Source organism: Natronobacterium haloterrestre (assembly GCF_900112205.1).
Lineage (GTDB): Archaea > Halobacteriota > Halobacteria > Halobacteriales > Natrialbaceae > Natronobacterium > Natronobacterium haloterrestre.
Window position 1 is genome coordinate 591,635 of the sequence record NZ_FOKW01000001.1, and the last position, 12,515, is coordinate 604,149.

The 12,515-nt window shown below is 66.7% G+C and carries 12 protein-coding genes; 6 read left to right on the forward strand and 6 right to left on the reverse strand.

The window, feature by feature from the left end:
* Positions 1–189: 189 nt before the first annotated feature.
* Positions 190–1,356, forward strand: a complete 1,167-nt coding sequence (gene trpB, locus BM113_RS02835; RefSeq protein WP_089785147.1) for a tryptophan synthase subunit beta — start codon at positions 190–192, stop codon at positions 1,354–1,356.
* A 25-nt stretch (positions 1,357–1,381) separates the two neighbouring features.
* Here trpB and BM113_RS02840 read toward each other — a convergent pair whose 3' ends face one another.
* From BM113_RS02840 to BM113_RS02855, 4 genes are all read right to left on the reverse strand, one after another.
* Complete coding sequence (locus BM113_RS02840) at positions 1,382–1,822, reverse strand: HIT family protein (RefSeq protein ID WP_089785149.1); 441 nt, start codon at positions 1,820–1,822, stop codon at positions 1,382–1,384.
* 91 nt (positions 1,823–1,913) lie between these two features.
* Positions 1,914–2,975: a glycosyltransferase gene (locus tag BM113_RS02845; protein ID WP_089785150.1), complete on the reverse strand. Its 1,062-nt coding sequence runs from the start codon at positions 2,973–2,975 to the stop codon at positions 1,914–1,916.
* Positions 2,976–3,287: 312 nt separating this feature from the next.
* Positions 3,288–4,532, reverse strand: a complete 1,245-nt coding sequence (locus tag BM113_RS02850) for an AAA family ATPase (protein WP_177209081.1) — start codon at positions 4,530–4,532, stop codon at positions 3,288–3,290.
* Between the two features lie 431 nt (positions 4,533–4,963).
* Positions 4,964–5,674: a hypothetical protein gene (locus tag BM113_RS02855; RefSeq protein ID WP_089785152.1), complete on the reverse strand. Its 711-nt coding sequence runs from the start codon at positions 5,672–5,674 to the stop codon at positions 4,964–4,966.
* Between the two features lie 233 nt (positions 5,675–5,907).
* Between BM113_RS02855 and BM113_RS02860 the strand changes: the two genes are divergently transcribed.
* From BM113_RS02860 to BM113_RS02880, 5 genes are all read left to right on the forward strand, one after another.
* Complete coding sequence (locus tag BM113_RS02860) at positions 5,908–7,830, forward strand: S9 family peptidase (RefSeq protein ID WP_089785154.1); 1,923 nt, start codon at positions 5,908–5,910, stop codon at positions 7,828–7,830.
* 136 nt (positions 7,831–7,966) lie between these two features.
* Positions 7,967–8,365, forward strand: a complete 399-nt coding sequence (locus tag BM113_RS02865; protein ID WP_089785156.1) for a hypothetical protein — start codon at positions 7,967–7,969, stop codon at positions 8,363–8,365.
* A gap of 88 nt (positions 8,366–8,453) precedes the next feature.
* Positions 8,454–8,714, forward strand: coding sequence for a hypothetical protein (locus tag BM113_RS02870; RefSeq protein WP_089785158.1), 261 nt, complete (start codon positions 8,454–8,456; stop codon positions 8,712–8,714).
* Between the two features lie 107 nt (positions 8,715–8,821).
* A complete protein-coding gene (locus tag BM113_RS02875) occupies positions 8,822–9,187 on the forward strand; it encodes a hypothetical protein (RefSeq protein WP_089785159.1) in 366 nt (121 codons plus the stop codon).
* Positions 9,188–9,280: 93 nt separating this feature from the next.
* On the forward strand, positions 9,281–9,478 hold the full coding sequence (locus tag BM113_RS02880) for a hypothetical protein (RefSeq protein WP_089785160.1): 198 nt from the start codon (positions 9,281–9,283) through the stop codon (positions 9,476–9,478).
* Between the two features lie 22 nt (positions 9,479–9,500).
* Here BM113_RS02880 and BM113_RS02885 read toward each other — a convergent pair whose 3' ends face one another.
* Entirely contained in the window at positions 9,501–10,133 is a 633-nt protein-coding gene (locus BM113_RS02885; protein WP_089785162.1) for a TorD/DmsD family molecular chaperone, read from the reverse strand.
* The gene (locus tag BM113_RS02890) at positions 10,130–12,280 is read right to left on the reverse strand and encodes a hydrogenase iron-sulfur subunit (RefSeq protein WP_089785163.1); all 2,151 of its coding nucleotides are present in this window, start codon (positions 12,278–12,280) and stop codon (positions 10,130–10,132) included. The genes BM113_RS02885 and BM113_RS02890 overlap by 4 nt, the downstream gene beginning before the upstream one ends.
* Positions 12,281–12,515: the final 235 nt, after the last annotated feature.

A 12,515-nucleotide genomic window follows, 5' to 3' on the forward strand; every position in this document is an offset into this window, starting at 1 on the left:
CGATTCGGGGTGCCGACCACTCGAGACCGGACCTCGGGGACGGCCGCCGCGCTCCCGTCGGCATTGCGCTTATCACCGGCCAACGAGCGGATACTACCCCGGTCGGGGTTGCACCGACGCGATCGTCTCTCTTCGTCCCGAACCGCGACCCGCGGAACTTACTTTACGGTGAACCGCCACACCCCAGGTATGTCCGACGGTGCACACGAGACGGGGGCGTTCGACGAATACGGGGGCCGACACGTTCCGGAACCGCTCGAGGAGCCCCTCGAGCGACTGGCGGCCGCCTACGACGACGTGGCGACCACCGAGGCGTTCCAGACCGACTTCCGGGACCACCTCGAGGAGTTCGCCGGCCGGCCGACGCCGCTGTACTACGCGGCCAACCTGAGCGACCGCTACGGGGCCGACATCTACCTCAAACGCGAGGACCTCCTCCACGGCGGCGCACACAAGATCAACAACGTCCTCGGCCAGGCGCTGCTCGCCGAGCGGACGGGGCGGGACCGGCTGATCGCCGAGACCGGAGCCGGACAGCACGGCGTCGCGACCGCGATGGCCGGCGCGCTGTTCGACCTCGAGACGGAGATCTACATGGGGAAGAAAGACGTCGAGCGCCAGGAGATGAACGTCTTCCGGATGCGCCTGATGGGCGCGGAGGTCAACGAAGTGACCCGGGGTGACGAGGGGCTGGCCGACGCCGTCGACGCCGCCCTCGAGGACTTCGCGGAGAACGTCGACGACACGCACTACCTCGTCGGCAGCGTCGTCGGGCCGGACCCGTTCCCGCGGATGGTCCGTGACTTCCAGTCGGTCATCGGCGAGGAGGCCCGCGACCAGTTCCTCGAGCGAACGGGCGAGTTGCCCGACGCCGCGGTCGCCTGCGTCGGCGGCGGCTCGAACGCCATCGGCCTGTTCCACGCGTTCCGGGACGACGACGTGGACTTCTACGGCGCCGAAGGCGGCGGGGAGGGTGCGGACTCGAGCAAGCACGCCGCGCCCCTGGCCAGCGGCACGGACGACGTCATCCACGGGATGAAAACGCGCGTCATCGACGACGACGTCGACGTCCACTCCGTCTCGGCCGGGCTGGACTACCCCGGCGTCGGCCCCGAACACGCCATGTTCCGCGCGGTCGGTCGCTGTGAGTACACCGGGATCACCGACGACGCGGCGCTGGCCGCCTTCCGGGAACTCAGCGAGACCGAGGGGATCATCCCGGCCCTCGAGTCCAGCCACGCCGTCGCCCGGGCGATCCAGCTCGCGGAGGAGGGCGACCACGAGACGATCCTCGTCAACCTCTCGGGCCGTGGCGACAAGGACATGGAGACCGCGGCCGCGAAGTTCGACCTCTAACGCTTACGACGTCGGCGGCCGACGGCTACGGGCGGCCGTCGTCGGTGTCGATCGCCGCCCGAACCGCCGCGGTGAGCCGATCGGCCTCGTCGTCTCGGAGCCGATCCCGCGCCAGCGACAGCGAGACCCCGTCGTCCTCGAACCGCGGCAGCAGGTGGACGTGTGCGTGGTCGACGGTCCCGACGAGCGGACCGCTCGTATGAAAGACGCTGAACCCCTCGGGCTCGAGTGCCTCCTCGAGCGCGGCGGCGACGATCCGGACCGTCCGGAAGACGCCGGACGCATCGCCCGTCGTCAGCACTTCCCCCTCGTGGGCGCGGGGAACGATCAGGCTGTGGCCGGTCACTGCGGGGTGGTCGTCGAGGAACGCGATCGTCGTCTCGTCCTCGTAGAGGACGTTCGCCGCCCGGTCGCCGGCGACGATCTCGCAGAACTCGCAGTCGCGGTCGATGCTGTCGTCACCCATACTCGAGACATCTCGCGGACCGACATATAAGTACCTCTACGTGTACGGTCCGGAGGCGCTTCGGATCCCACGTTCGGCTCCCGCCCGTCGCTCAGAACAGGCCCTTGGACTCCTGTAACGACCGGTAGATCGTCAGGTACCGGTCCCGGACGACGTCCCGGTCGTAGTCGGCGAACCGTTCGTCGAACTCGCGGCGCTCGAGGTCGCCGGCCTCGAGAATGGCGTCGGCCAGTTCTTCCTCGCTGGTGGTCCGGAACCCGCGGTCCCACCCCTCCACGAGTTCGTGGGCGCTCGAGTCGACGTGGTACTCGATGATCCCGACACAGCCGGCCGCGAGCGCCCGCAGCATCTCCGTCGGGAAGACGCAGTGTTCGGCCGTCTGGGCGAAAACGTGTGCGCCGCGGTAGGCGGCGATCCGCTCCTCGAGCGAACACTCCCCGGCGAACGTGATCCGGTCGTCGATCCGCAGGTCGCTCGCCAGCCCCTCGTACTCCTCGCGCCGGGGGCCGTCGCCGATCACCGTCGCGGTCCACTCCCGGTCCCGTAGTTCGGCCAGCCCCAGCAGGAGGCTCTCGAGGTTCGCCCCCTCGTCGAGCCGCCGTGCGTAGATCACGTCGACCGCGTCGCCCGCCGAGGTGTCCCGGATACGGTCGACGTCGATCGGGTTCGGGACGACTTCGATGTCGTCGCCGTCGACGCCCCGTTCCCGGGCCCAGGTCGCGACGAGTTCCGACGGAACGACGAGCCGATCGGCCCGCCGCGTCACCCAGTCGGTCCAGCCGTCGCTCGCGGGCGCGTCGTCGCCGTACCACTCGAGGAGGAAGGGCACGCGGGCCAGGGTCGCGCCCCAACTCGCGGCGAGCACCTGGCTCGGCGGCCGCTCGCCCGCGTGGACGACGTCCGGGCCGAGGGAGGCGAGGGCAATCGGGAGCCGCGCGACGAACGAGTGCCGGGCGTCGACGTGCGCCGCGAGCCCGTGGTAGGTTACGTCGTCGCGCTCGAACGTCCGGCCGTCGCCGTCCCAGAACCGCGCGCAGAAGACGTGGACGTCGTGGCCGGCGTCCCGAAGCAACTCGAGGACCGTCTGCAGTCGCCAGTTCGTCTCGGTATCGCGGTGGTGAACCGTTTCCAGCGAGACGACGGCGACGCGCATATGCCGCGGCACGTAGCGACGGGATAAAAAGTCACTTCTTTCGTGCAATGAGTCATTACGGCTCGTCGCCGCCTCGCCCCGTTTTCGTCTCCAGCCGTGACGGCTACAGCGGCGCTGTCCGCCGTATTGGGGCGGTATCGGAACGGATCCGAGTCGACTCCGGGCGCTACGAAGCTCCCCTCACGGTCCACCGCTTTACAAAAAACGGGATCGATCGCGAGTGATCAGGTCGACGTCGGTTCCTCGATTTTCTCCATCGCGCCCTCGGGTTCCTCGTCGATTTCGGTTGCGATCTCGAGTTCGTCGTCCCCGTTACCGTTTTTCCGGGGAGTCTTCAACGGATTTACCCTCTTTGTCGTCCTTCTCATCGTACTCGTCGTCGTTCTTCTGATCGTCTCTCTCGGTCTTCTCTTCAGCAGGCTTCTTCTGGTCGTCTTTCTCGGTTTTCTCCTCGGCGGACTTCTTCCCGATTTTCTCGGACTTCCCCTCAGCGGGCTCCTTCTTGTCGTCTTTCTCGATCTTCTCCTCAGCGGGTTCTTTCTTGTCGTCTTTCTCGATCTTCTTCTCAGCGGACTCTTTCTTGTCGTCTTTCTCGATCTTCTCCTCAGCGGGCTCTTTCTTGTCGTCTTTCTCGATCTTCTTCTCAGCGGACTCTTTCTTGTCGTCTTTCTCGATCTTCTTCTCAGCGGACTCTTTCTTGTCGTCTTTCTCGATCTTCTCCTCAGCGGGCTCTTTCTCAGCTTTCTTCTCGAGAGGTTTCTCGTCGCTTCCCTGATCTTCGACGCTGACTTTTCCTTTGTCTTTCTGCTCGGCGACGGCTCGTTCGTCTACTTTCTTCACGCTATCACCTTTCTTTGCGTCCTCGTCGACCTTCTCGAGGCCCGTAACCGCGTCAGTCACGTCCACTGTCTCGAGCGTGATGACATACTTCGTGACGTGCTTCAGATCCGAATCGGCCGACAGCACGAGGAACGAACCGCTGGACTCGACCGCTGCTATCTCGTCTTCGTACGCGTCGATTCCCTCGGTCACCGCGGGCGGTATCTCGACGTCGACGTCGACGTTGACGTCGTCGACCGTACTTTCCGTCTCGCTCCCGTCGTCGGCCGCCGTCTCGCACTCGAGTTCGATCTCGGTTCGCTCGAGCGTCGCGTCCTCGCTTTCCGTCGAGAATTCGTACGCCCCGTCCGGTAGGTCGACGAACAGCAGGTAGCCGTCGGCCGGAACGGTGAGCGTAAGCGTGTACGTCGTGCCCGTAGCGTCGGTGTCGACGTCGGTCCGAAGCTGGGTCCGTGCCGATTGCGCATCGGCTTCAGCACCCGCCTCCGAGAACCGTTCGCTCTCGACCTGGATCGAGGTCGCGTCGTCACCGTCCCCCGTCCAGGCCGTGCTCACGTCTACGGCTTCGGTCGTCGGGTTCTCGACGAGTAGATAGTTCGTCCCGTCGTCACACCACTCCGTCACCGGGAGGTCGTCCCCGACCTCTTGCTCGGTCGCCTGGGCGGCTCCCCCTGCCGCCGCCCCAGCGGTCGCGGCGGTCATGCCCACGATCAGCATCGTCGTCACCAGCAGTAGCGACGGTTTCGGTAGCGCGGGTGTTGGTCCTCCCCGTTTCCTGTGCGATGGCTCTGTGTCTCTCATGATACCGAACGCCGGTACAATTCACAGTCGAGTTTCACTTTGTTATGGTCGGCAGACAGCACACGACCGACCGTGGTTTTGTACAGTGTTATTTCAATAGAAAGGAAAAGCACGAGAAAGCTCACTCCCAAGTTTGGATTGGACGAGATGAAACGATCCGGACCGTCGTTTAGTACCGTTACATGTCGGCGGACGGCCTGGAAATCCGTGATAGAATCCCTGCTCGAGGACGCGACCTCGCTTACGATCACTCGAAGGCCTTGCAGCGAGCGCGAACGGTGATCGATGCGATATTACTTCGCGGACAGCACGGACGGAATTTTCGGCTGGGCCGGGGGTGGGGAGGGTTAGTCGTCCTGTTCCGCCTCCTCGAGAACGTCGTCGACGATAGAATCGAGGTCGTCGAAGACGGACTCTATGCCGTCGTCCTCGTCGCCGTCGTCTCCCTCGGTTGATTCGGGCGTCGAATCGGTTTCGTCGACGGTGTTGGCGTCGTTTTCGTCTTCGTCCTCGTCCTCGTCCTCGCGTTCGTCTTCGTTTTCATCCTCGTCCTCCCGCTCGTTTTCATCCTCGTCTTCACGATCGTCTTCGTCCTCGTCCTCGTCCTCGCGTTCGTCTTCGTCTTCATCCTCGGCTTCAGTTTCCTCCTGCTCGTCCTCGTCATCGGCTTCGTCCCCTCTCTCGTCTTCCTCATCACCGTCCCGTTCGTCGTCAGACGGTCCCTCGCTGTTCTCGCCGTCAGCGTCGGCATCGTCGACGTCATCGTCCGAACTCGAGTCCTCGCCACCTCCGGCGTCCTCGTCGCTTTCTTCGTCGTCACTCTCGGAATCGGGGTCGTCGAAGCCGCTCTCGTTCGTCGCGGGCGACCCGGCGTCGCCGGCCGGGTCGTCCGCGCCGATCTGCTCGACGTCTCCGTCCGTCGACGCGGTCGGATCGGTGCTTGCGAACTCGGGTCCGACCACCGCAACCGTCGCGCCGAACGCGAACAGAACGACGACCACCGTCACCAGCACCGTCGCCACGTCGCGCGTTTCCAGGGCTGCGTTGGCGTTTCCCATCGGTCCGGACTGTGCCCCGGGAGGGCTTTGTTAAGCACAGCAATGGCTCGGCGACCGCCGGCAACCGTTCGCCGCCGACTCGAGTAGCGTCGCCCCACAGCGGAGACCGATCACCGTCGACGGATGTAGGTCCGGACTACACCGCCGTATCGGTCGATATCGGCGAGCGGACGGCGACGGTCCGAACCGCCGGAACCCAAACGACTACCTCCTCGAGTCGATAGGGACCGGGTATGAGTTCGCCTTCCGAGGCCGACGACGTCGATTCCGAGTCGAGCGGCGACGCCGCCGGACCGTACGCCATCGAGCGGTACCTCAACGTTCGCAGCGCCTACGGCGCGTCGTTCGGGCCGGACGGCGATCGACTCTCGTTCCTGATGAACACGACCGGGACGGCCCAGGTCTGGACGCTCGAGGGCCCCCGCGAGTGGCCCGAGCAGCGGACCTTCTACGAGGACGCGGTATCGTTCGCCTCGTGGTCGCCCGAGCGGCCGGAACTGATCTTCGGGATGGACGAGGGCGGCAACGAGCGCGCCCAGCTCTACCGGCTCGACGCCGACACGGGCGAGATCGAGAACCTGACGGCGAAGCCCGAGGCCAAACACCGCTGGGGCGGCTGGAGCCACGACGGCGACCGGTTCGCGTTCGCCTCGAACCGCCGCGACGAGTCCGTCTTCGACATCTACGTACAGCGACGGGACGAGACGGGCGACGTCGACGGGGGGAGCCCGTCTGCTCGAGAGACGTCGTCTCCCGCTGACGCCGAACTGGTCTACGAAGGCGACGGCTGGCTCTCGCTTGCAGGCTGGAGCCCCGACGACTCCCGGCTGCTGGTCTCGCAGGCGTACTCCAACTTCGATCAGGACCTGTACGTGCTCGACCTCGAGACGGAGGAACTCGAGCACCTCACGCCCCACGACGGCGACGTCCGGTATCAGAGCGCCAGTTGGGCGCCCGACGGCGAGGGGATCTACCTCGTTACGGACCACGGCGACGCGGACACGCTCTATCTCGCCTATCTCGACCTCGAGACGAAGACCCTCGAGACGGTCGTCGAGGGGGACGGGTGGAACGTCGACGGCATCGCGCTGGACGACGAGACGGGGCGGTTCGTCTACTCGCGGAACGTCGAGGGGTACACCGAGTTGACCGTCGGCGAGTTCGACGCCGACGACCCGACTGCGTTCGAGACGTTCCCCCAACCGGACCTGCCGGGTGGCGTCTCCGGCGGCGTGAGTTTCGACCCAGGCGCCGAACGGTTCGCGGTGTCGACGACGGGCGATACGGTCAACACGAACGTCTTCGTCGTCGATATCGAGACCGGCGAGACCGAACGCTGGACCGACGCGCCGACCGCGGGCATTCCGCCGGAAACCTTCGACGAGTCGGAACTGGTCCACGTCGAGAGCTTCGACGGGTTGGAGGTGCCCGGCTTCCTCACGCTTCCGGACGACCCCGCCTGGAACGGGAGCGACGGCGCGCCCGTCATCGTCGACATCCACGGCGGCCCCGAGAGCCAGCGCCGACCCTCGTTCTCGAGCGTCAAGCAGTACTTCCTCGACCGTGGCTACGCCTACTTCGAACCGAACGTTCGCGGCTCCTCGGGCTACGGCGCCGACTACGCCGCGCTCGACGACGTCGAGAACCGGATGGACTCGGTCGCGGACATCGAGGCCTGCGTCGAGTGGTTGGGGGATCACCCCGCGATCGACCCCGACCGGATCGCCGCGAAGGGGGGCTCCTACGGCGGGTTCATGGTGCTCGCCGCGCTGACCGAGTATCCGGACCTCTGGGCGGCCGGCATCGACGTCGTCGGCATCGCCAACTTCGTCACCTTCCTCGAGAACACCGGCGACTGGCGCCGGGAACTCCGCGAGGCCGAGTACGGCAGCCTCGAGGACGACCGCGAGTTCCTGGAGGAGATCTCGCCGACGAACAACGTCGAGAACATCGAGGCCCCGCTGTTCGTCCTCCACGGCGAGAACGACCCCCGGGTGCCGGTCGGCGAGGCCGAGCAGATCGCCGAGCAGGCAGAGAAGCAGGGCGTCCCCGTACGCAAGTTGATCTTCGAGGACGAGGGCCACGGCTTCTCGAAGCTGGAGAACCGCATCGAGGCCTACTCCGAGATCGCCGACTTCCTGGACGAACACGTCTGATCGCGTTCGCGGCGTCGGTTCGTCCGGGCTGTCGGGGCATCGAGGGGGACGGCAGCGATCCGTCCGGACCGTCGGGGACCGATAGGGTGCTCCTTCCGGGCGAACCCTTATCAGCGGTTTTCTGGTAGCGGACCACATGCGAATGGAGCTCCGGGTCTGCAAGCACTGCTACGAGGGGGACCACGGCAATCCGCGGAAGACGGCGGTGACGAACGACATGGTCGAATGTGCCCGGACGATCCGGGAGTACAAGGACCTGATCGAGATCGACTCGCTGTACGTGACGATGGTCGAGGAGGGCGACAGCGGCGGCGCGGAGGCGCTGTCGGTCTACGTCGCGAGTATCCGCGAGAACCAGGTAGAGATCAACGACACGCAACTCGTCATGGAGGACGACGACGACAACGTCCTCGTCTATCCCGAACCCGAGGACATCCTCGAGGTGCTGACGCGCAACCTCGACCAGATCGCCGATCAGACGCGCCAGGACGTCTCGGTCGAACTCTCCCCGGAGAGCGCGGAGATCCTCACCTGATGCGTACCGGGTCGCCGGTCCGCCTCGAGACGGTCGGGGTTGCAACGGTAACGCCGATCGTTTTCAGGGAGGTCGGAGTAGGGAGCCCATGGGATTTCGAACCGCAGTCGAGCACAACCCCCTGGTCGCGTTCGGCCTCCTGTTCGCGGCGGTGTGGACCGGCGTCGTCGGGGTTCAGATCGTCAGCCAGATGCGTGGGGTCACGCCCGGTAGCTGGGTCGGCCAGCACGGATTCGGCGGACTGATGGGCCTGATCGTGATGGGCGCGTTCCTGGCGCTCGTCCTCGTCGCGTTCGCCGAACTCGGCGAGCCGGATCCCGCGCCGGCGGAGTGGCCGCCGGAGGAGTGATTCTCGATGGCCGCTGATCCAGGCCCCGAACCGGCGACTCGCCGGTCCCGCCCGCTGCGGGACGAACCACGCCGCTCGAGCGCGACCGACGGAGGTGCCGCGCCGGGATGACGTCGCCGATCGCCATCTCCGTCAGCGACCGGTTCCGTGATGCCGCGGCCGAGTGGGGCGACGACCGCCTCATGGACGTCGAGGACGCCCTCGAGGTCAAGGCCGAACAGGCGCTGCTCGAGATCGAACACCTCGTGGCCGGCGAGACCGACGTCACCTTCGAGGTCGACGTCGACGGCGGGACGATCCGCCACGAGCCGAGCGACGACCTCGCCGCGTTCCTCGAGCGCCAGGCCAACGCACACGGCGTCGACCCCGCGGCGGTCCTCGAGATGCACGTCGACCTGTTCGCGCGGGCGTTCCTCGAGGACGGGGGCGACGCGGCGGAATCGACGCCGGACGACCCCCGTCCCGGTCGGTAGCGCCGGCTCGAGCGGATCGAACCAGTCGCCGGGGATGAAATACGGGCGAACCGTCAACCAACTATTTCCGTGCGAGCGGCTCACACGTACACCATGGGTCACACGAACTGGGAGACGACCGCCGGCGTCGACGAGAAGCGCAGCAAGAAGGTCTGGACGCACACGGCTCCCCACTACGTCAACGACGGCGAGTGCGACGGGGAGGTCTCGTTCTCCGAGGAGGTGCTCGCCGGGTTCGTCGACGACGAGGAATCGGACGACGAGGCCGAGGAGACGGCGGCCGAGCGGTAATCCGGGCGCGACCAGCCCCGACTCAGGCCATCCCGGTCGCGATCTCCTCCTCGAACGCGACGTAGCCCTCGAGTACGTCGGCGACCGCTGCGTAGAACGGTTCGTCCGTTCGCTCGCGGACGTCGTCCGCGAGGTCGTCGATCCACTCCGAGAGGTGTTCCTGGTGGAAGACCCGCTGGTAACCGAACGTTTCCTCGTAGCCCTCGCCTTGTCGCCGGACGAGATTCCGGAGGAAGGCCAGCTCTACGGCGACGTAATCGTTCTCCTCGGGGTAGTCCTCCGGCGGGGACCAGCCGGCGGCCCCGTAGCTGGCCTCGACCTCGGCCAGCCCCGCTCCGCGAAAGTCGGTGTCCTCGCGGTAGTAGGTCTCGTGGGGGAGGATCGGCGGCCGCGGCCCGACGAACAGGCGGGTGAACTCCCGCTCGAGGTCGTCCCGGACCGCCTCGACGTCGCGGCCCTCGTTGTCCGCGACGAACGCCTCGAGTCGCTCGAACCCCCGATCGAGCGGCTCGCCGACGCTCCCGTCCGGGACGGCGATCTCGTCGTCCAGCAGCGTCTCGACGAACTCCCGGCTCGGCACGTCGGCGAACGCGTCGATCAGGAAGTTCACCAGCTCGAGCCGCGCCTCGTAGAGGGCCTCCTGGTCGACGCTCATCGGCTCTCACCTCCGGCTTCGCCGCGGTCGTACAGCAGTTGCGCGCGGCAGTCGTCGCAGTAGTCGAAGACGCTGCCCGACGCGGTCGGTACGAGCCCGGCGACGCGGTCGCCGACCTCCCCCTCGATCTTCCGTGCGGTCCCCTCGCTCGCGAACGGCTCGCCGCAGTGGAGACATTCCCGCATCTCCCCCTCGTAGACCTCGGTCCAGGGCTCGCCGTCGCTGCGTTCCGGCAGCAGGGAGAGGTGGAGCCCGTCGTGCATCGTGATGGCGTCCTCGACGCAGCCCTCCTCGCAGAGCCCGCAGTTGACACAGCGTTCGTGGTTGAACTCGAGGACGGCCTCGTCCTCGTCGCGCCGGATCGCGTCGGTCGGGCAGATGGTCGAACACGTCGGCGTGAACGTGCAGGCGTCGTCGACGGCCATCCGGCCGAAGTCCTTCAGTCCGCGGATCACCTCGCGGTCGGGGTCGACGTGCTCGAGGATCGCCCGCACGCTCTCTAACGTCCAGCCGTGGCTGTCGAAGGGAGGGTTCTCCCGGTCGGGATCGGTCTCTATCCCCCCGGTTGCCTCGTGCTCGCCGTCGGGGATCGGCGAGGGCTCGAGTTCGACGGCGAACGTCGAGATCGCTTCCACGAACGCGCCCGGGTCGGCCGCGTCGGGCGCGAAGAACGCGACCCGTTCGCCGAGGTCGAGGTCCCGGGTCGCCCGGTTGAGCCGGTCGACGAGGTCGGCCTTCGGCTCCGGGCCGGAGTGTCGGCAGTCGCCGCCACAGCCGACGATCGCGACGCCGTCGGCCCCGCAGGCGAGCGCGTGCATCGCGTGGGCCTCGCCGACGGTGTCCGTACAGTTCACGCGCACCGGGAGGATCGGCGGGTACTCGACGTCGACCTTCCCCGCGGCCGAGAGCCGGCCGTACTCCGTGAGCGCGTCGTCGGCCTCCTCGGAGCAGACGAAGGCGACGATCGGTGCGTCGACGTCCGACTCGGACCGGCCCAGCAGCCAGCCGCCCTCCTCGTCGGTCGGCCGGCACAGCGCCTCGACCTCGCGGGCGATGCGCTCGTTCGACGGCTCGCGAAGCCGGGTCGCCCCGGTCGGACAGGAACTGGTACAGGCCCCGCAGTTCTGACACATGTCCTCGTGGAACTCGACCTCGTCGATCCGGGACCGCTCGACGGCGTCGTGAGGGCAGGCCTCGACGCACTCGTTGCAGCCCATCTGGCTCGAGTCGCCCGCGGCGCAGACGTCCATCTCGAGGTCGAGGTGGGCGGGTTTCTCGATCCCGCCGAGGTGCTTTCGCACGGCCGAGATCGTCGCCGGGTCGATGGGCGCGGTGTAGAACCCGACGCGACCGCCCCGCGTACGGCGGTCGGCGGCCGGGTAGACGATCTGGTCGAACTCGAGGGTCCGTTCGACGCCGTCCATCTCGATGGCGTCGGTGGGGCAGACGTCGGTCCACGCGCCGTCGGGCGCGTCGGGATCGATGTCGACGGGGTAGCGGGTGACCTTTCCGTCCGGGCCATCGTGGACGCACTTCATACAGGAGATGCAGTCCTCGGTGACGCGGGACTCGAGGCGGACGGTGAACTCGCCGAAGCGGCCGTCGACGCCGACGACGCGGCCCCGCTCGATCGTGACGTCCCCGAGGTCGGCCCCGCTGTCGACGTACTCGCGGCCGTCGGCGATCAGCGTCACGTCGGCGTCGTCGGCCAGCGCGGCGGCCGTCTCGGGGTCGCCGACGACCGCGACGCTGTCGCCGGCGTCGCTCGTGATCGTCCGGGGAATCGACTCGGCTTCGAGGCCGGCCGTGCGGGCGTTGATCATGCGCGCAGTCTTTGCCGTCGCGCCCGCCTCGTCGTGGACCCAGCCCGCGCCCTCGCGCTGGTCGACGAACGAGACTGCGTCCGGGTGGACGCCCTGCGCTTCCGCGACGCGCTCGAGTTTCCGCTGGACGCCTTCTTCGGGGCAGGTGACGATCACCTCGTCCAGGTCGTACTCGTCGATCACCTCCTCCATCGCGGGCAACCCGTCGGCACAGAGCAGGCTCGAACTCGCCGCGACGTCGACGCCTTCGATGCCCTCGCGCGCAGCCTCGAGGTCGACCTCGCACGTGTCGGCACAGGAACAGACGAAGCTCCCTACGTTCATCTCGTTGCGCTATACCGTGGCAATGTAATAGCGTTGTGTCACTCGAACGTGAAAATGACTCGTAGTTGAACTTATATCCCGTATTACTTTGCGTATTTCATGGAAAATTGTAGATAACGTGTTACTACTGCAGCCCTTGCACGCACTTCCCGTGTGAATATTCATAACCCTCGGTCCGGACGTTGGCGCTAGGTATGGGTCTCTATAACACGTCGGAACGAACGACGCGGGACGT

Bases quoted from the DNA above. Each gene is read 5' to 3' on its own strand.
- BM113_RS02880 (WP_089785160.1), top strand. From the start codon at position 9,281: ATGGGTCACACGAACTGGGAGACGACCGCCGGCGTCGACGAGAAGCGC.
- BM113_RS02860 (WP_089785154.1), top strand. From the start codon at position 5,908: ATGAGTTCGCCTTCCGAGGCCGACGACGTCGATTCCGAGTCGAGCGGC.
- BM113_RS02865 (WP_089785156.1), top strand. From the start codon at position 7,967: ATGCGAATGGAGCTCCGGGTCTGCAAGCACTGCTACGAGGGGGACCAC.
- BM113_RS02875 (WP_089785159.1), top strand. From the start codon at position 8,822: ATGACGTCGCCGATCGCCATCTCCGTCAGCGACCGGTTCCGTGATGCC.
- BM113_RS02870 (WP_089785158.1), top strand. From the start codon at position 8,454: ATGGGATTTCGAACCGCAGTCGAGCACAACCCCCTGGTCGCGTTCGGC.
- trpB (WP_089785147.1), top strand. From the start codon at position 190: ATGTCCGACGGTGCACACGAGACGGGGGCGTTCGACGAATACGGGGGC.
- BM113_RS02885 (WP_089785162.1), bottom strand. From the start codon at position 10,133: ATGAGCGTCGACCAGGAGGCCCTCTACGAGGCGCGGCTCGAGCTGGTG.
- BM113_RS02845 (WP_089785150.1), bottom strand. From the start codon at position 2,975: ATGCGCGTCGCCGTCGTCTCGCTGGAAACGGTTCACCACCGCGATACC.
- BM113_RS02855 (WP_089785152.1), bottom strand. From the start codon at position 5,674: ATGGGAAACGCCAACGCAGCCCTGGAAACGCGCGACGTGGCGACGGTG.
- BM113_RS02840 (WP_089785149.1), bottom strand. From the start codon at position 1,822: ATGGGTGACGACAGCATCGACCGCGACTGCGAGTTCTGCGAGATCGTC.
- BM113_RS02890 (WP_089785163.1), bottom strand. From the start codon at position 12,280: ATGAACGTAGGGAGCTTCGTCTGTTCCTGTGCCGACACGTGCGAGGTC.
- BM113_RS02850 (WP_177209081.1), bottom strand. From the start codon at position 4,532: ATGCTGATCGTGGGCATGACCGCCGCGACCGCTGGGGCGGCGGCAGGG.